The sequence below is a fragment of the Nonomuraea sp. NPDC049152 genome (assembly GCF_040648355.1).
Taxonomy (GTDB): domain Bacteria; phylum Actinomycetota; class Actinomycetes; order Streptosporangiales; family Streptosporangiaceae; genus Nonomuraea.
The window spans coordinates 23,435-41,183 of sequence record NZ_JBEZDO010000004.1; the positions used below are offsets into that span (position 1 = coordinate 23,435).

Annotated in this window: 15 protein-coding genes; 9 read left to right on the forward strand and 6 right to left on the reverse strand. The window is 71.0% G+C overall.

Annotated elements, in window-relative coordinates:
* Positions 1-43 precede the first annotated feature (43 nt).
* The 4 genes from AB0B45_RS08945 to AB0B45_RS08960 all read left to right on the forward strand — a co-directional run bounded on the left by AB0B45_RS08945 (position 44) and on the right by AB0B45_RS08960 (position 4,932).
* Positions 44-1,804, forward strand: a complete 1,761-nt coding sequence (locus tag AB0B45_RS08945; RefSeq protein WP_358127615.1) for an ABC transporter substrate-binding protein — start codon at positions 44-46, stop codon at positions 1,802-1,804.
* A 79-nt stretch (positions 1,805-1,883) separates the two neighbouring features.
* Positions 1,884-2,897, forward strand: a complete 1,014-nt coding sequence (locus AB0B45_RS08950) for an ABC transporter permease (protein ID WP_358127616.1) — start codon at positions 1,884-1,886, stop codon at positions 2,895-2,897.
* On the forward strand, positions 2,894-3,922 hold the full coding sequence (locus AB0B45_RS08955; protein WP_358127618.1) for an ABC transporter ATP-binding protein: 1,029 nt from the start codon (positions 2,894-2,896) through the stop codon (positions 3,920-3,922). The genes AB0B45_RS08950 and AB0B45_RS08955 overlap by 4 nt, the downstream gene beginning before the upstream one ends.
* The gene (locus AB0B45_RS08960; protein ID WP_358127619.1) at positions 3,919-4,932 is read left to right on the forward strand and encodes a dipeptide ABC transporter ATP-binding protein; all 1,014 of its coding nucleotides are present in this window, start codon (positions 3,919-3,921) and stop codon (positions 4,930-4,932) included. Before AB0B45_RS08955 ends, AB0B45_RS08960 begins: the two co-directional genes overlap by 4 nt.
* A gap of 228 nt (positions 4,933-5,160) precedes the next feature.
* Here AB0B45_RS08960 and AB0B45_RS08965 read toward each other — a convergent pair whose 3' ends face one another.
* The 3 genes from AB0B45_RS08965 to AB0B45_RS08975 are packed head-to-tail and all read right to left on the reverse strand — an operon-like array spanning position 5,161 to position 7,891.
* Positions 5,161-5,844: a response regulator transcription factor gene (locus tag AB0B45_RS08965; RefSeq protein WP_358127621.1), complete on the reverse strand. Its 684-nt coding sequence runs from the start codon at positions 5,842-5,844 to the stop codon at positions 5,161-5,163.
* Entirely contained in the window at positions 5,844-6,977 is a 1,134-nt protein-coding gene (locus AB0B45_RS08970) for a sensor histidine kinase (RefSeq protein ID WP_358127622.1), read from the reverse strand. The genes AB0B45_RS08965 and AB0B45_RS08970 overlap by 1 nt, the downstream gene beginning before the upstream one ends.
* Before the next feature lie 53 nt (positions 6,978-7,030).
* Positions 7,031-7,891 (reverse strand): RecB family exonuclease, encoded by an 861-nt coding sequence (locus AB0B45_RS08975; protein ID WP_358127624.1) that lies wholly within the window; start codon positions 7,889-7,891, stop codon positions 7,031-7,033.
* An 81-nt stretch (positions 7,892-7,972) separates the two neighbouring features.
* Here AB0B45_RS08975 and AB0B45_RS08980 point away from each other — a divergent pair, with 81 nt between their 5' ends.
* From AB0B45_RS08980 to AB0B45_RS08990, 3 genes are all read left to right on the forward strand, one after another.
* A complete protein-coding gene (locus AB0B45_RS08980; RefSeq protein WP_358127626.1) occupies positions 7,973-9,109 on the forward strand; it encodes a site-2 protease family protein in 1,137 nt (378 codons plus the stop codon).
* Between the two features lie 155 nt (positions 9,110-9,264).
* Positions 9,265-10,671 (forward strand): FHA domain-containing protein, encoded by a 1,407-nt coding sequence (locus AB0B45_RS08985; protein WP_358127628.1) that lies wholly within the window; start codon positions 9,265-9,267, stop codon positions 10,669-10,671.
* Positions 10,672-11,084: 413 nt separating this feature from the next.
* Positions 11,085-11,408 (forward strand): tetratricopeptide repeat protein, encoded by a 324-nt coding sequence (locus AB0B45_RS08990; RefSeq protein WP_358127629.1) that lies wholly within the window; start codon positions 11,085-11,087, stop codon positions 11,406-11,408.
* 306 nt (positions 11,409-11,714) lie between these two features.
* Here the strand turns inward: AB0B45_RS08990 and AB0B45_RS08995 are convergent, their stop codons facing one another.
* Positions 11,715-14,321 (reverse strand): AAA family ATPase, encoded by a 2,607-nt coding sequence (locus AB0B45_RS08995; protein WP_358127631.1) that lies wholly within the window; start codon positions 14,319-14,321, stop codon positions 11,715-11,717.
* 184 nt (positions 14,322-14,505) lie between these two features.
* Between AB0B45_RS08995 and AB0B45_RS09000 the strand changes: the two genes are divergently transcribed.
* Together AB0B45_RS09000 and AB0B45_RS09005 are read left to right on the forward strand one after the other, a co-directional pair.
* Positions 14,506-15,468: a DUF4145 domain-containing protein gene (locus AB0B45_RS09000; protein WP_358127633.1), complete on the forward strand. Its 963-nt coding sequence runs from the start codon at positions 14,506-14,508 to the stop codon at positions 15,466-15,468.
* Positions 15,469-15,472: 4 nt separating this feature from the next.
* Positions 15,473-15,832, forward strand: coding sequence for a hypothetical protein (locus tag AB0B45_RS09005; protein ID WP_358127634.1), 360 nt, complete (start codon positions 15,473-15,475; stop codon positions 15,830-15,832).
* Positions 15,833-16,041: 209 nt separating this feature from the next.
* Here the strand turns inward: AB0B45_RS09005 and AB0B45_RS09010 are convergent, their stop codons facing one another.
* Together AB0B45_RS09010 and AB0B45_RS09015 are read right to left on the reverse strand one after the other, a co-directional pair.
* Positions 16,042-16,524, reverse strand: a complete 483-nt coding sequence (locus AB0B45_RS09010; RefSeq protein WP_358127636.1) for a hypothetical protein — start codon at positions 16,522-16,524, stop codon at positions 16,042-16,044.
* A gap of 115 nt (positions 16,525-16,639) precedes the next feature.
* Positions 16,640-17,743 (reverse strand): GNAT family N-acetyltransferase, encoded by a 1,104-nt coding sequence (locus AB0B45_RS09015; protein WP_358127638.1) that lies wholly within the window; start codon positions 17,741-17,743, stop codon positions 16,640-16,642.
* Between the last annotated feature and the right edge of the window lie 6 nt (positions 17,744-17,749).

Below are 17,749 nucleotides of genomic sequence, written 5' to 3' on the forward strand. Positions count from 1 at the left end.
TTCCAACCCAAAGGGGTGCGACACCTTGATGAGAAGAAAAGTATTGACGACAGCCGCGGCCGGGCTCACGCTCGCCATGGCGCTGGCGGCCTGTGCGGGCACGCCGACCCAGACCCCGGGTCAGGGTCAGAGCGCCGCCGCGTCCTCGGGCGCGTCTGGTGCCGCGGAAGCGGCCGACGCCGCGATCGGCAAGATCTTCAACCCTTCTACCAAGAAGGGCGGCACTCTCAAGATGGCCAACACGGCCGACTGGGACAGCCTCGACCCCGGCAACACCTACTACGGCTACTCCCTGAACTTCGCCCGCCTGTACGGCCGCGCGCTGCTGATGTTCAAGTCCGCGCCCGGCCCCGACGGCAACACCCTCGTGCCCGACATGGCCGAGAGCCTCGGCAAGTCCAGCGACGACGCCAAGACGTGGACCTACAAGATCCGCTCGGGCGTCAAGTTCGAGGACGGCACCCCCGTCACGTCCAAGGACATCGCGTACTCGGTGGCCCGCCAGTTCGACAAGGAGATCCACCCGAACGGGCCGACCTACCTCAACGCGCTGCTCGACTGGCCGAAGGGCTACAAGGGCGCCTACAAGTCGAAGGACGCCGACTTCTCCTCGGCCGTCGAGACGCCCGACGACCAGACGATCGTGTTCCACCTGAAGGAGCCGTTCGGTCTGTTCGACTTCATCATGCAGATGCCGATGACCATGCCCGTCCCCAAGGACAAGGACACCGGCACCAAGTACCAGGAGCACGTCGTCTCGACGGGCCCCTACAAGTTCGAGAAGAACGAGATCGGCAAGGGCTTCACCCTGGTCCGCAACGACCAGTGGGACCCGGCCACCGACCCGAACCGTCCGGCCCTGCCCGACCGCATCGAGGTGCAGACCGGCGTCAACGCCGACGACCTCGACAACCGGCTGATCTCCGGTGACGTCCAGATCGCCGTCGACGGCCTGGGCATCGGCAACGCCGCCCTGCCGAAGGTCCTGCCGGACCCGGCGCTGAAGGCACGCACCGACAACCCGATCCAGCAGCGGACCTGGTACACCTCGATCATTCCCGACGTCGCCCCGCTGGACAACGTCGACTGCCGCAGGGCCATCGCCTTCGCCGCCGACCGCAGCAGCCTCTTCCGCGCCTACGGCGGCGAGACCGGCGGCATTTCGGCGACGGCGATGATCCCGAAGACCCTGCCCGGTCACAAGGAGATCGACCTCTACAAGTCGCCCGACGACAAGGGTGACGTGGAGAAGGCCAAGGCGGCGCTCGCCAAGTGCGGCCAGCCGAACGGCTTCGAGACCAACATCTCCTACCGCACCGAGCGGACCAAGGAGAAGGCCGCGGCCGAGTCGCTGCAGCAGTCGCTCGCCAAGGTCGGCATCAAGCTCACGCTCAAGCCGTACCCGCAGGACGACTACTTCGCCCTCTACGCGGGCAAGCCGTCCTACGTCAAGGAGAACAAGATCGGCCTGGCCATCAACGGCTGGGGCTCGGACTACCCCGACACCTACGGCTTCATGCAGGCCATCATGGACAGCCGGGACGTCCGCGAGGCCGGTAACTACAACCTGTCGGTCAAGATCCCCGAGGTCGACAAGCTCATCGACCAGATCAAGGCCGAGCCGGACGCCGCCAAGCGCGCCGAGATGTGGTCGCAGATCGACCAGATGGTCATCGACCAGGCCGTCGTCATGCCCAGCGTGTACGGCAAGGCCCTGTACATGCGCGGCAAGAACCTGACCAACGTCTTCATCAGCGACTCGCAGCAGATGTACGACTACGTCGGTCTCGGCGTCCAGCAGTAGACGAACCACACCTAGATAGGCAGGTGAAGGCAGCAGGTCCCCGGCCGGCACAACCGGCCGGGGACCGGAGCCGGGCACTGTGGTCACATACATCATCAGGCGCGTGATCGGCGCTGTGGCGATGCTGCTCATCGTGAGCATCGTCACCTTCGGGATCTTCTTCTTGGTGCCGCGCCTGGCCGGAGCGACACCGGAGGCGTTCGCCGCCCGGTACGTCGGTCGCGGGGCCAGCATGGACACCATCAGGCTGGTCGCCGAGCGGCTCGGATTCTTCGATCCCGTGGCGGTGCAGTACGGGCGCTTCCTCAAGGGAATCGTGCTGGGAACGGAGTACGACACGGGTGCGGGCATCGAGCACTGCCCCGCGCCCTGCTTCGGCTACTCCTTCATCAACCAGCAGCCCGTCTGGCCCAGCCTGATGGACCGCTCGCGTGTGACGCTGTCGCTCGGCATCGGCGCCGCCGTGCTGTGGCTGATCGGCGGCGTGGCGACCGGCGTGCTGTCGGCGCTTCGGCGCGGCAGCTTCTTCGACAGGTCGGCCATGGGCATCGCCCTGGCCGGAGTGTCGCTGCCGATCTTCTTCACCGGCATGATCTCCCTGTCCGTCTTCAGCTACGGCCTGGGCTGGACCGCCCCCGGCGGGGCGTGGGTGGACGTCACCATCGATCCGCTGCAGTGGGCCTACAACCTGCTGCTGCCATGGATCACCCTGGCCCTGCTGTTCGCCGCCACCTACGCCAGGCTCACCAGAGCGGGCATGCTGGAGACGATGGGCGAGGACTACATCCGCACCGCTCGGGCCAAGGGCCTGGTCGAGCGCAGGGTCGTGGTCAAGCACGGGCTTCGTGCCGCGCTGACGCCCATCGTCACCGTGTTCGGTCTCGACTTCGGCCTGCTGCTCGGCGGCGCCGTACTGACCGAGACGACGTTCTCGCTGAACGGCCTCGGAAAGTTCTCCGTGGACGCCATCAAGAACAACGACCTGCCCGCGGTCATGGGCGTCACGCTGCTGGCCGCCGTGTTCGTCGTGGTGGCCAATCTGGTCGTGGACCTCCTCTACGCTGTGGTCGACCCGAGAGTGAGGCTTTCGTGACCGCGTTCCTCGACGTCAAGGACCTGCGCATCCACTTCCCGACCGACGACGGTCTGGTCAAGTCCGTCGACGGGCTGTCGTTCGCGATCGAGCGTGGCAAGACCCTCGGCATCGTCGGCGAGTCCGGCTCGGGCAAGAGCGTGACCAGCCTTGGCATCCTCGGTCTGCACAAGGGCGGAAGGGCTCGGGTGTCGGGCGAGATCTGGCTCGACGGCGAAGAGCTCGTCGGCGCCTCCGCTGACCACGTGCGAAGCCTGCGCGGCAAGAAGATGGCGATGATCTTCCAGGATCCGCTGTCGGCCATGCATCCGTACTACACGGTCGGCGACCAGATCATCGAGGCCTACCGGATCCACAACGACGTCACCAAGAAGGTCGCCCGCAAGCACGCGATCGACATGCTCGGCAGGGTCGGCATCCCCGAGCCGTCCAGCCGCGTCGACGACTACCCGCACCAGTTCTCCGGCGGCATGCGCCAGCGCGCCATGATCGCCATGGCGCTGTCGTGCGACCCCGAGCTGCTCATCGCCGACGAGCCCACCACCGCGCTCGACGTGACCGTGCAGGCGCAGATCCTCGACCTGATGCGCGACCTGCAGCGCGAGTTCAACTCCGCGCTGATCATCATCACCCACGACCTCGGCGTGGTGGCCGAGCTGTCGGACGACATCCTGGTGATGTACGGCGGCAAGTGCGTCGAGTACGGCAGCACCGAAACCGTGTTCTACCGCCCCGAACACCCCTACACCTGGGGCCTGTTGGGCTCGATGCCGCGCCTGGACAGGGAGCGCACCGAGCGGCTCATGCCGATCAAGGGATCGCCCCCCTCCCTCATCAACGTCCCCCCTGGCTGCGCCTTCCACCCGCGCTGCCCGCACGCGGCCCGCACCGAGGGACGCTCGGACACCGAGGTGCCCGAGCTGCTGAAGACGAGCCCAGGCCACCTCGTCAGGTGCCACATGGCGCCTGAGGAGCGCAGGCAGCTGTGGGAGAGCGAGATCAAGCCGATGCTGGAGACCACATGAGCGAGACGCTGCTGTCCGTGCAGAACCTGCGCATGCACTTCCCCATCACCAAGGGGCTGCTGAAGCGGCAGGTCGGCGCGGTCAAGGCGGTCGACGGGATCGACTTCGAGGTGCTCAAGGGCGAGACCCTCGGCCTGGTCGGCGAGTCCGGCTGCGGCAAGTCCACCACGGGACGGCTGGTGACCAGGCTCCTCGAGCCCACCGACGGCAAGATCGTGTTCGAGGGTCAGGACATCACCCACATGCCGCAGGGACGGCTGCGCCCGCTCCGCCGCGACATGCAGATGATCTTCCAGGACCCCTACTCGTCGCTCAACCCCCGCCACACGGTCGGCGCCATCGTCGGCGCGCCGTTCCGCATCCAGGGGATCAAGACCGAGCAGGGCACCAAGAAGGCGGTCCAGGACATCCTGGAGCTGGTCGGCCTCAACCCCGAGCACTACAACCGTTACCCGCACGAGTTCTCCGGCGGGCAGCGCCAGCGCATCGGCATCGCCCGCACGCTCGCGCTCAAGCCGAAGCTCATCATCGCCGACGAGCCCGTCTCCGCCCTGGACGTCTCCATCCAGGCGCAGGTCGTCAACCTCCTCGAGGACCTGCAGAACGAGCTCGACCTCACCTACGTGGTCATCGCGCACGACCTGTCGGTGGTGCGGCACATCAGCGACAGGGTCGCGGTCATGTACCTCGGCAAGATCGTCGAGATCGCCGACCGCAAGTCGCTGTACACCTCGCCGATGCACCCCTACACCAACGCGCTGCTGTCGGCTGTGCCGGTCCCCGACCCCAAGGCGGGCCACGAACGCGAGCGGATCCGCCTGCAGGGCGACGTGCCCAGCCCGATCAACCCGCCGCCGGCGTGCCGCTTCCACACGCGCTGCTGGAAGGCGCAGGAGATCTGCAAGAAGGTCGAACCGCCCCTGGAGGAGCTGGCCAGCGGCCACCGCGTCGCCTGCCACTTCCCCGAGAACGCCCCCGCGGTCCCCTCTCCGGAGACTGCCACGGCCTGACCGGCCTCCCGCAGGTCAACGGCCATCTCCCGCCCCGCACGCCCTCCACGCTCACGGGGCGGGATCTTTCATCCCGTACGGCAAGCCGGGTCACGCCCACCCCGGTCACGGGGCGGGCGTCCCTCCAGGGAGACGCTCCTCCAGCGCACGTGGCCGGCCGCCGTCGCGCGGCGCGGTCGGCCCAGCGAAACCGGCACGCCCACCTGCGTGCACGGGCCGCGGAAGGTCTCAGGACAGGGCGCCGGGTGTGATCAAGCCGGTCTCGTAGGCCAGGACGACCGCCTGGACCCGGTCGCGCAGCCCCAGCTTCGTCAGCACGTTGCCCACGTGCGTCTTGACCGTCGTCTCGCTCACCACCAGCTTGGCGGCGATCTCCGCGTTGGACATGCCCTTGGCGATCAACTTGAGCACCTCAAGCTCCCGCTCCGTCAACCGGTCGAGCCGCGCGGGAGTCGTCTGCTGGTAGGCGGAAGGCAGCTTCGCGGCGAACCTGTCGAGCAGCCGCCTGGTGACGCTCGGCGCCACGATCGCGTCGCCCGCCGCCACCACCCTGATCGCCTGCACCAGCTCGTCGGGCGGCACGTCCTTCAACAGGAACCCCGACGCCCCCGACCGCAGCGCCTCCACGATGTACTCGTCCAGGTCGAACGTGGTCAGCACCAGCACCTTGGGCACGTGAGCGTTGGCCGCCGCGTCGCGCACGATCCTGCGCGTCGCCTCGATCCCGTCGACACCAGGCATCCTGATGTCCATCAGCACCACGTCGGGCAGCAGAGCCCTCGCCTGGTCGAGCGCGCCCTTGCCGTCGCCGGCCTGTCCGACCACCGCGATGTCCGGCTCGGCCTCGAGGATCAGTCGGAACCCCGTGCGCAGCAGTGGCTGGTCGTCCACCAGCAGCACTCTGATCGTCATCATCCGTCCTTCAGCGGGAAAATCGCCCGCACCTCGAAACCGCCCCCCGTGCGCGGACCGATCCTGAGGATTCCACCATAGAGGGCGACCCTCTCGCGAATCCCTACCAATCCATGCCCCGTCCTGTCGCCTGCCGGGGCGACGGGACCGAGGCCGTCGTCCTCCACGACAAGGCTCAGCTCGCGCGGGGCCTGCCGTACCGAGACTCTGGCGTGGGCGCCAGGGCCGGCGTGGCGCAGGCTGTTGGTCAGCCCCTCCTGAACCAGCCGGTAGGCGGCCAGGTCGACGCCCGCGGGGACGGCGCCCTCGCCCTCCACCTCCAGCTCGGTGGACAACCCCGCCTCGCGCATCTGCTCCACCAGCGCGGGCAGGTCGCGCAGCCCGGGCTGGGGGCCGCGCTCGGGCGGCCCTGAGACGGCGTCGGTGCGCAGCACGCCGACGATGTTGCGCATCTCGTTCATCGCCAGCCTGCCGGTCTCCTCGATCGCCGACAGCGCCTCACGGGCCACCTCGGGGTTGGCGGTCAGCACCTTCCTCGCCGCGGCCGCCTGCACGGTCATCACGCTCACGTGGTGGGCGACCACGTCGTGCAGCTCCCTGGCGATGCGCGAGCGTTCCTCCGCCCTGGCGGCGCGGGTGTCGGCCTCCCTGGCCCGCTCCAGCCTGGCCGCGCGGTCCTTCAGCTCCTCCAGGTAGGCGCGCCGCAGCCGCACGCTGCGGCCCATGCCCCACACCGCGATGCCGATGAGCGTGGCCATGGCGTGGTCGGGCCAGGCCAGGGACGACGGCGACAGCGACACCGTGGTGACGTAGCCGACCGCCGCGACGGCGAGCCCCGACAGCGCGATCGCCAGCCCCCTGTGCGCGGCCACCGAGTAGAGCAGGATCAGCCCCGTCAGCCCGGCGAGCCCCGGCTCGCTGTCGAGCACGCCGAGCACCACGATCGGCACCTGGGCCGCGCACAGCGCCGCCAGCGGCCAGCGCCTGCGCACCGCCACGGGCGTATAGGTGAGAGTGAGCAGCGTCGCCTCGACCGCACCGCCGTTACGGCCCACGACGAACAGCGCCACCGAGGCCCCGGCCAGGGCCGCGGCGAGGAGCGAGTCGTGGAACAGGGCTCGATCGGTGCGCACCGCTTCAATGTAAGACCAGGTGAAAGCGGGAATCCTCCTCCTTTGGGAGGACTTCAGAGCTCGTCCGTCGCCGTCCGCCTGCTGCTCCTGACCGTGTCACCGGGCTGCCTGGCGGGCAGCGGCGGGGGAGTGCCGCCGAACTCGGGGCACAACGCCTGATGATCGCACCAGTCGCACAGCCGCGACGGCCGGGCCCGCCACTCGCCGGTCTCCAGCGCCCGCTCGATCGCCGCCCACAGCGCCTGCACCTTGCGCTCGGTCGCGAGCAGGTCGGCCTCGTCGGGCGCGTAACGCAGCACCTCGCCGCCGCCGCCCAGATAGACCAACTGCAGCAGCCGGGGAATCGCCCCTCGCAGCCGCCACAGCACCAAGGCGTAGAACTTCATCTGGAACAGCGCCTTGGCCTCGAAGTCGGGGCCGGGCGCGCTGCCCGTCTTGTAGTCGACCACCCTGACCTCGCCGCTGGGGGCCACGTCGAGCCTGTCGATGTAACCCCTCAGCATCAGGCCGCTGTCGAGCACCGCCTCCACGTACAGCTCCCGCTCGGCGGGCTCCAGCCGGGTCGGATCCTCCAGCGTGAAGTACCGCTCCAGCATCGAACGCGCCTGGCCCAGCCACTCGCGCTGCTCGGCCTCGTCGGCGAACATCTCCGCGTAGGCCGGATCGTCGCCGAGCAGCCTGGTCCACTGCGGCTCCAGCAGCTCCACGGCGGCCTGCACCGAACGCCGCGGCGCGGGCAGGTCGTACAGCCGCTCCAGCACCGCGTGGACCACCGTGCCGCGCACCGCCGCCGCCGAGGGCTTCTCGGGAAGCTGATCTATCACCCTGAAGCGGTACAGCAGGGGGCAGGTCATGAAGTCACCCGCCCGCGAAGGGGAGAGGGCCCCGATGATCACGGGTTCGGTCAACGTCATGTTCCGCACTGTAGGTCAAGACGCCGACAGAATGGGCACGCCGAGTAGCATCAAGGCAGTCATTGGACGAAGGAGTGATAGGTGAGCGCCGAGAGTCCCCGCCAGGAGTTCTCCGGCATCCGGATGGGCAGGCCCTTCGGTATCCCGGTCTACGTCTCATGGACCTGGTTCATCGTCGCGGCGTTCATCACCTGGAGCTTCGGCCGCGTCATGCTGAGGATGATGCCGGGCGTCAGCGAGCCGCTCGCCTACGCCGTGGCCTTCGTCTTCGCCGTGCTGCTGTACGTGTCGGTGCTGCTGCACGAACTGGCCCACTGCGTCGTGGCCAGGATGTACGGCCTGCCGGTGCGCCGCATCACCCTCTACCTCCTCGGCGGCGTCTCGGAGATCGAGAAGGAGCCCCAGACGCCAGGCCGCGAGTTCATGGTCGCCTTCGCCGGGCCGCTGCTGTCGCTCGGCCTGGCCGGCGGCGGCTACCTCTTCTACGAGTTCGTCATCCCGCAGGGCGGCGTGCCTGGCGCGCTGGCCTGGCAGCTGTGGGTGGCCAACCTCATCGTCGGCGTCTTCAACCTGCTGCCGGGGCTGCCGCTCGACGGCGGCAGGATGCTGCGCGCCGGCGTGTGGAAGGCGACCCGCAACCCCATCTCGGGCACCCTCGCCGCCGCGTGGGTCGGCAGGGCGCTGGCCGTCGCCATCGTCGCCGCCGCGTTCGCCATGTCGCTCATGAGCGGCCAGTCGCTGCTCGACACCTACGTCATCTGGTCGGTGCTGCTGGCCAGCTTCATCTGGTTCGGCGCCACCCAGTCACTGCGCGTGGCCAGGGTCCGCGCCAAACTCCCGCAGGTCAACGCGCGCGCCCTCGCCCGCCGCGCCATCCCCGTCACCGCCGAGACCCCGCTGTCGGAGGCCCTGCGCAAGACGGCCGAGGCCTCCGCGGGCGCCATGGTGGTCGTCGACCACGACGGCAAGCCGCTGGCCATCGTCAACGAGGCGGCCATCCAGGCCACGCCCGAACATCGCAGGCCATGGGTGAACGTCGGATCCCTGTCACGCACCATCGAACCCTCCATGGTGCTGCCCGCCGACCTGACGGGCGAGTCGCTGATCGACGCCATGCGCGACGCCCCCGCGGGCGAGTACCTCCTGGTCGAACGCGGAGGCGAAGTCTTCGGCGTCCTGGCCACCGCCGACGTCAACAAGGTGTTCAGCGGGGTGTGACCACTCGTCTAAACGGCCAGGTAGGACTAGTGTTCTGACAAACTGATCACGTACCACGGATTCGAGGCGAGCAGCTCGGGCCGATACTGTTCCTCCTCGTCTGGGTATGCGTATGGCTGGCGGTCGACCGGCGATTTCCGTGGAGGGAGAGTTCTGTGGCAGAGCAGGGCTTCGGGGTGGTGCGCCCATTGCCGGGCAGCGGGCTGGTCGCCCACATGGGCGGGTTGCTGCTGGTCTGTGACGCGGCGGAGGGAGCGAGCGGCGAGCTGCTCGAGGCACTCCGTGAGAGCGCGGAGTCGGGGGCCGACGGTCTCGCGCTGGCCCGCCGTGCCGCACAGGTGTTGTTCAGGACCATGTCGGGCGACCCGGTGACGTGCGCGGTCGCCGGGCCCGCAGGCGGCGGCATGGCCGTACTGGTCAGCGGGGCCGCCTCCGCCGTGGTCGTCACCGACGACGGCGAGAGCAGGCTGTCCGGGCGTGACTCCCTCACCTGGACCGACCGGCTGATTCCCGGGCCGGTGCAGCGGGTGGAGCTGTTGCTGCCGGGCGCGGGCGAGGCCCATCCCGCGGTCCGCCTGGACGGCGGCGTCGTGCTCGGCGCCGGCCTGCGCGGCGAGGTCGGCCAGACCGGCGACGCCCCGGCCAAGCCGAAGGTCAAGCCGCTGGAGACCAGCGAGCTTCCCGCGACGGGCCTGCACTTCGAGCCCGACCTGCTGCCCCCGCCGCCCAGGCAGGAGCCGCCGCAGCACGAAGAACCGCCACAGGTCCAGCCGCCCTCCCAGCCGTCGCAGCCCATGGCCCCCTACCCGATGGGCGCCCCCTCGGGACCGCAGGCCCCCTACGGCCAGCCTCCCATGCAGGAACCGCACCCCATGCCCGAGCCCCCGCAGCAGGGCCCGCCCATGCAGGGGCCGCCCTCCGGCCCGATGCCGCCGCTCGGCCCGCCCATCCAGCAGGGCCCTCCGCCAGGGCCAGGCCCGATGCCCTACGAGGACGCGCCCCACGGCGGCCCCGCGCCCGAACCCCTCGACCAGCCCCCCTACGGCCCGCCGCAGGAGCAGCAGGGCGAGCAGGAATCGGCCGACGGCAGGCCGATGGTGTTCGGCGTCGACTGCAAGAACGACCACTTCAACGACCCGCGCTCGCCGTACTGCGTGATCTGCGGGATCGAGCTGGTGCAGCGGACGCTGGTGCCGTACAAGGGGCCGCGGCCGCCGCTCGGCGTGCTGCTGCTCGACGACGGCACCTCGCTGCCGCTCGACAGCGACTACCTGCTCGGCCGCGACCCCGAGCGGGCGCCCGAGGTCGCCGGCGGCACCGCCAGGCCCGCCAAGGTCACCAGCCCCGACGGCTCCGTCTCCCGCCGCCACCTGCGGGTCGCGCTCGACGGCTGGGACGTCAACCTGGTCGACCTCGGCTCGGTCAACGGCACCCAGATCCAGCCGCCCGGCGACCCCAACTTCTACGACATCCCGCCGAACGAGCCCGTCACCATCGCTCCGGGCACGACCGTCCGCATCGGCGTCTCCCGCACGATGCGCTACGAGTCCCACCGCAGCTGACCCGGGGGCGAGCCACATGCTCGCCCCCGACCCCCGCTGGCTCTCCGCGGCCGCTTTCTCCGATACGGCAAGCTGGGTGCCGTTCTCTCCGGTACGGCAAGCTGGGTGCCGTCTTCTCCGGTACGGCAAGCCCGGTGAAGCCCACCGCGGTCACCGGTGACCGCCCGTCCATCACGCCACTCCAGCAGGACTCCGGCGGGCCGCCGTCACGTCGCCTGTGTCATTCCGACTTGAGTAGCGCGCTACTCAGGCGTACCGGCCGCCCCCGACGGATCATCGAGGGCGTGGACAGCCCGGAACGAGCGGACAGCGCGGAGTCAGTGGACGGCCCGGACCGAGCGGACAGCCCGGACCGAGCGGACAGCTCGGAGCGAGCGGGCAGCCCGGAACGATACGCACGGGCGGCTGAAGCGATGGACGCCGGGCGGCTGGAGGAGGCGCGCATACTGCTCGAAGCGTGCCTCCTGGAGGCGCCCGACCACCTGCCGAGCCGCTTCGACCTGGGCGTGTGCTACCTGCGGATGCAGCTGTCCGCCCGCGCGGAGGGCATGCTGCGCAGCGTCACCGCCCTCGACCCGCTGCACGTCGGCGCCCGCCTGCGGCTCGGCGACCTGCTCGTCGCCCAGGGACGCTCCGATGAGGCGCTCACCGAGTACCGCGCCGTCCTCACCCACGACCCCGCCAACCCCGAGGCCCGCCGCGGCATCCACGGCCACCCCAACCCCGCCCCCTCTTGACCCGCCCCCTCTTGACCGGGGCCTTCCGGACACGAGCCCTCATCCCCGGGAACCCCAAACCCCTGAACCCCGACCCTGGCCTGGGGACTCCGGTGGATGTCAGCCGGGCGTCTCCTCCAGATCCCACTTCCGGGCCGGGGTGTCTGGTGGACGGCAGGCGGGCGTGCGGCCCTCGCGTCCAGGGCCCCGGGTTCGGCGTCTGGTGGATGTCAGCCGGGAGTGTCCGGCCCTCGTCGAGTCCCGAGCCCGGGGACGGCAGCCGGAGTCCCGGCCCTCGAATCCCGGGCCGTGGAAGGCGCGGGCGGGTCAGCGGAAGCGGTTCAGGGCCTTCGCCAGTTCGGCGGGGGAGTTCACGCCCAGCTTCCAATACGCCTGGTTCCTGTGGTTCATGGCCGTGCGCATCGCGATCCCCAGCTCCAGGGCGATCTGCCGGTGCGTGAGCCCGGCCGCCGTCAGCTGGGCCACCTGCAGTTCCCTGTCCGTCAGATCGGGCGCCGCCAGCCCCCGTAACGCGGGTGTGTCCGGCCCCTGGCACGCTCCAGCCAGCGACCACGCCTCCGTGGCCGCCGCGCGAGCCGCCTTCTCGCCGCGGGAGCGCCGCAGCCGCGCGGCCGCCTGTGCCGCCGCCTCCGCCGCGTGCAGGCGCAACCCCAGCGAGTCGAAGCCCTCCGCGACCGCCAGCAGCCCCTCCGCGTCCCCCTCCGCCAGCGCCGCGGCGTGCCTGGCGGCCAGCTTCACGCGCGGTCCCTCGTGCACCTCGGCCAGCTCGGCCAGCCGGTGGACGACCGAGGAGGGCGCGCCGAGCCGTACCGCGTCGTGGAGGGCGACCGCCTCGAACGCGGCGAGCCCGCTCTCCCGGCAGTCGGCGGCGGCCGCCAGCGCCAGCTCGACCGCCCGCCCGCTCTCGCCCGCCGCGGCGGCGATCCACACGCGGGTGAGCGCCACCCAGCGCATGAACGCGGTCCACGTGGCGCGGTTGCGGTCCACGGCCGCCTGGAGGGTGTCGCGGGCGGCGGCGGACTCGCCGCGCAGCGCCTGGGCGGCGGCGTAGGCGGCCATGCAGCCGCCCACGGTCAGCGCCGTCTCGTGGTTGGCGGGCGCGTGCAGGATCAGCAGCGCCGCGCCGAGCTGTCCGCGCAGGGTGGCGGCGTTGCCGCGGGCGAGCGCGAGGCTGCCCTCGCCGCGTGACCAGCCGCGCTGGCCCGCGAGGGTGGCGCGCATGGAGGCGATGGACTGGTCCATCATGGCCAGGTCGCCGGAGAAGTACCCGCACATGGACCAGGTGGAGTGCAGCGGGGAGACGAGGGCGGGGATCTCGTCGCGCCAGGCCGCCGACTCCTCGAGCGCCTCGCGGACCAGTGCCGCGGCCTCCGTGGTGCGTCCGGCGTAGCAGAGGGCGAGGGCGCGCGAGTTGAGCACCTGGGCTCGCTGGGCGGGCCCGAGGTCCTGGGCGAGCAGCTCCGTGCTGAGCCGCAGCGCGTCGCCGGTGCGGGCGGCCGACGCGGTCAGCCCGAGGCGCTGGACGGCCACCTGGCGGCGGCGCGCCGTCCCCATCAGGTCCTTCTCGGTGGCGGCGAGCAGGTCGAGGGCGTCGCCGAGCCGGTCCATGCCCCAGGCCAGGTTGCTGGCCCTGGCCAGCACGAGGCGAGCCCTGGACGGCTCGTCGTCGGGCTCGCGCGTGGCGTCGAGCACGGCCCTGGCCCTGTCGGGCTGCTGGGCGTAGTCGAGGAGCGTGGCCAGCTGGATCGCCGCCGGGGTGCCGCCGCCTCCGTCGAGGGCCGCCTCGCCGAGCCTGATGGCCAGCGGGTAGTCGTGCGCCGACCAGGCCAGGCGGGAGGCGTCCAGCAGCGGCCTGGGCGCGGCGCCGAGCCCGCCCGCCAGCCGCCACACCGTCACCCGCAGCGGGTCCTCCCTGCGGTGCAGGCCCGTCGCCTCGAGCGCGGCGACCAGGTCGGCGTGCCTGCGGCGGCGGCGCAGCTCGGGGCAGCGTTCGCGGGCGACCTCGCCGTAGAGGGGGTGGCCGAGGCGGGCGATCTCCCTCCGCCGGTCGACGCGCACCCTGATCAGGCCGCGCTCCTCCGCCTCCAGCAGCGCCCGCTCGCTGGTGAGCGCGCTGAGCATGCGGGCGCCGATCGGCTCGGCCAGCGCCGTGTACTCCAGTACGTCCTTCAGCTCGGGCGACAGCGCGCCGATCCGCTCGTGGATCAGGTCGACCAGGCGCGGCGCGAGCGGCGGGTCGCCGGTCAGCTTCCACATCCCGTGGATCTCGGAGAGCGCGCCCGAGGCGATGGCCGCGCCCACCACCTCGTAGAGGAACAGCGCGTTGCCCTCGGTCACCTCGCCCAGCCTGCGGACGGTGGCGTCGTCGGGCTGGCCGCCGAGCGCGGCGGTCAGGACGGCGGTGACGTCGTCGTCGCTGAGCGGGTCGGTGTCGTAGCGCCGCACGTGACCGTCCCGCCACAGCAGCGTCACCGGATCCGGAGCGGGCTCGCCCGTGCGGAGCGTGGCCACCAGCCGTGCCTGCCTGCCCCTGACCAGCGAGGCGATCACTTCGGCCGAGTGGCTGTCGAGCAGGTGCGCGTCGTCGACCGACAGCACGAGCACCCTGCCCCTGGCGTGGGCGAGCAGCTCGTCGGCGGCCCAGCGCAGCGTGTTGACCAGGTGCGGAGGGTGCTGGCGCGGGATGAGGTCGGCGAGCGCGCCGTTCGGGATCGAGCTGGCCGCCTTGGTCGCCCTGATCCGCAGCAGCGTCACCTTGGCCGCGTGGAAGTGCGTCAGCACCTCGCCGGCCAGGCGCGACTTCCCGACCCCCGCCGGCCCCGCGATGATGACGCCCTGGGCGGTCGGGTCGCGGGCGAGTCGGACGAGGTCGTCGAGTTCGTGCCTGCGGCCCGCGAATGGCCAGCGCTTCATGTTGGCCCCCTCGATACCTTATTGTCCTTTTGTGGCGCGCTGGGGTGTGAAATTCGACGTCGATTGCCCACGTTGTGCCCGACCTACTGTCGCACGCGAAGCCGACGGATTACACAGGGTTTTTCTGCCGGAACAGTTGCGGCCCTATTGGCTGGCGGTCTGCCAGAGTTGCGGGCAGTCATTGTTGCTGGAAAACCACGAAGAAGTCGACGACCGCGACCCCGACGAGCTGCCCGCCAGGCCCGCGGAGGTGCTGTGGCCCCCGTCGGGACGGCCGATCGGTCCCGAGGTGCCGCCTTCGGTGCGCCAGGAGCTCGTGTACGCGCGCGCGGGCCTGCGCTCGGGCTCGCCGGCCTCGGCCGTCCTGCACGTGCGGCGGCTGCTCGAGGCGGTCTGTGCCGACCACGGCGTGAGCGGGCGCACACTCTTCCACGCCCTGCGCGAGCTGCGCAGAGGCGGCCTGATCGACGGCTGGCTGCTGGCCTGGGCCGAGGAGCTGCGCGAGCTGGGCAACGAGGCCGCCCACCTCGGCCACCACCCGCTGGCGAAGGCCGAGGCCGAGGACGCGGTGGAGCTGGCCGAGGCTTTCGTCGACTACCTTTACGTCTTCTCCCGGAAATACCGCTCGTTTCGGGTACGGCGCGGCGCCGCCAAAACCCCCAATAACCGAAATGTCCTGCGAGACACCCCAGTGATGCGGATTCTTCGTAAATCACAGGTGGAGTTCACGGCCCACCCATATCCCCACGATCCGGCCAGGACAAAATCGAGGAGCGCGGTCGCCGACGAGCTCGGCATCCCGCCCAGACGGCTGCTCAAAGCCGTCATCCTCTACCTCGGCGAACACGCCGTCGTCGCCATCGCCCCCAGCGAGGGCGTCATCGACGAACGGGCACTGGCTCGCGCCTTCGGCGCCACCGACGCCAGAGTGGCGGGACTGGCCGACGTCATGCGCATCGGCGAGACCATCGCCGCCGAGATCCTCAGCCCGCTGGCGCTGCCGTACCTGCCGTCGGTGCTGGAGGAGACCTCCGCCGCCGCGGCCTCCGTCTACGTCTCCAGCGGCCGCCACGGCCTCGAACTCGAACTCGACCCCGCCGACCTGGTCCGCCTCACCAGGGCCAGGACCGCCCCGATCGTGAGGTGACAGCGTGCCCGACGTCGTCTTCGAGGGATCCTTCGACGAGCTCAGCTCGTTGGAGGACTGGCTGCGCGACGCCGACGCCCTGCGCGGCAGGACGCGCCTGGAGCACGGGACGCCGGGAGCGGGACGAATGGGCGGCGAGCCGCCCGAACTGGTCGTGGCCGTCGCCTCGCAGGGGCAGGCGACGGCGCTGGCCAGGACGGTGGAGTTCTGGCTGCGGTCGCGCGGCAGGCACGTGGCGCTCAAGCTGCGGGTCGGCTCGGAGATCACCGTGGACCTCGACCTACGGGCCAAGCTGGACGCCGAGGCCCTCGTCGCCCAGGTGACCGCCATCCTGCGCGACGCGCTCGACACCGCCGCCGACTGAACCAGGAGGCCGTCCGTTGGAGACCCCGGCCACGCGCGACCGGTGAGGCGTGTCCCTGGACGGGGCCCGGCCCCGCGCCGAGGGTGGCGGCCCGGCCCGCGTGCCGTATCCAGGGAGTGGGATGGCCTCGTCCGCGTGCCGTGAGGAGGGAGTGCGGAGGGAATGCGGAGGGAGTGCGGCGGCCTGGCCCGCGTGCCGTACGGAAGGAGTCAGGCCGTGAAGGCGTGCACCGAGCGCAGCATGCGCGCGGCCACCTCCAGGCCGCGTGACGCCTCGATCGCACGGCCCGCCGCCGCCGCGAGCCGGCCGAGCAGGTGCTCCTCGCGCTCGGTGAAGCGCCTGCCCGCCACCCACAGGTACGCCTGGTCACGCGTCGCCAGCGGCACCGGCACCGCCAGGAACCCCGGCACGCCCACCGACCAGTCCTGCACGAGCAGCACCGGGTCGGAGGCGATCGCCAGCTCCTTGAGCACCCCCGACTCCACCAGCCAGCGGCTCACGCCCAGTGGATCACCGGGCGCGGCCAGGACATGAGAGGGGTAGGCGAGCTCCTGCAGAGGGACCACGTCCACGAACCCCGCGTACGGCGTGCCGCCCACCGCGGCCGCGCAGAGGACCACCTGGTCCAGTAGCGCCTCCGACTCCACTTGGGAGAACGACTCGATGAGCTCCTTCACGCAGTCGCTGCTCATGCCTCATCCCCTGACGCAAAGCTCGCCCAGAACGGCGGAGTGTTAACGGGTGGCGACTCGGAGTATTACCGTCAAACACGCCCGTGGCCACCCCCACATCAGGTAATAGATATTTTCAGCGGGGCCTCGTCCGTAGCAGGAGCCATTCCACGTCGTCGCCGCGCGTGCCGTCGGGGCGAGGGAACAGCTCGCGCTGCACGCCCTCCCTGCTGAAGCCCGCCCGCCGCAGCACCTGCTGCGAGGCGTCGTTGGCGACGTCGGTGCCCGCCACGATCCTGTGCAGCGCCGTGTGGGCGAACGCCCAGTCCGTCAGCAGCCGCACCGCCCGGGTCATGAACCCTTTGCCCCTGAAGTCCGGCTGCAGCGAGTAGCCGACCATCGCCTGCCCGATCGAGGGCACCACCTGCACGAGCTGGATGTGTCCAGCGAACGCGTCGGTCTCCGCGTCGCGGATCGCGAGCTCGGCCCGCTGCCCCGACAGCCACCAGTAGCCGGTGTAGCGGCAGCGCCGCTCGGCCGCCTCGGCCGTCGGCGGGGGGCCGAGCATCCAGCGCGAGACGCTCGGCCTGCCCACCATGGCGTGGAAGTCGCCGGCGTCGCGCGGCGCCAGCTGCGTCAGCCGCACCACCCCGTCCGACAGCTCGCCGCCCTCCAGGAACGGCAGGTACTGCTCGGCCGCCTCACCGGGATCGCCCGCCAGCCTGGCGAACGCCACGAAGTCGGCGGCCCTGCCGTCGCGCGTGCGCGCCCGCTCCCTCTCGACCCCCTCCTGCACGTAGCCGGCGGCGTAGGCGACACGGAGGCTGGCCAGGTTCTCCACCTCGGCGCGCAGCTCGATGCGCCGCGCCCCCTTGTCGAAGGCCCACTCGGTGACCGCACGCGTCGCCGCGCTCGCCACACCCTTGCCTCTGGCCCACTCCGCGACCCGGTAGCCGATGGACAGCGCCCCGTGCGTGTCCGGCGGCCGCAGCCCCACCGCGCCCAGGTACTGCCCGCTGTCGCCGTCGGCGATCGTGAACTCGGCGCCGCCCTCGGCCCAGCGCCGCTCGGCGACCGCGAGATAGGCCTCGGCGTCCTCGATCGTGTACGGCATGGGCAGCCGGTAGAGGAACCTGGCGGTGTCGGCGTCGGACGTAGCTCTCACGATCGCGGGCAGATCGTCATGGGAGGGGGGACGCAGGATCAGCGCACCCGTCGAGATCACTTCACGCGGCAACATGGTCCA

Bases quoted from the DNA above. Each gene is read 5' to 3' on its own strand.
- AB0B45_RS08960 (WP_358127619.1), top strand. From the start codon at position 3,919: ATGAGCGAGACGCTGCTGTCCGTGCAGAACCTGCGCATGCACTTCCCC.
- AB0B45_RS08965 (WP_358127621.1), bottom strand. From the start codon at position 5,844: ATGACGATCAGAGTGCTGCTGGTGGACGACCAGCCACTGCTGCGCACG.
- AB0B45_RS08975 (WP_358127624.1), bottom strand. From the start codon at position 7,891: ATGACGTTGACCGAACCCGTGATCATCGGGGCCCTCTCCCCTTCGCGG.
- AB0B45_RS08990 (WP_358127629.1), top strand. From the start codon at position 11,085: ATGGACGCCGGGCGGCTGGAGGAGGCGCGCATACTGCTCGAAGCGTGC.
- AB0B45_RS08995 (WP_358127631.1), bottom strand. From the start codon at position 14,321: ATGAAGCGCTGGCCATTCGCGGGCCGCAGGCACGAACTCGACGACCTC.
- AB0B45_RS09010 (WP_358127636.1), bottom strand. From the start codon at position 16,524: ATGAGCAGCGACTGCGTGAAGGAGCTCATCGAGTCGTTCTCCCAAGTG.
- AB0B45_RS09015 (WP_358127638.1), bottom strand. From the start codon at position 17,743: ATGTTGCCGCGTGAAGTGATCTCGACGGGTGCGCTGATCCTGCGTCCC.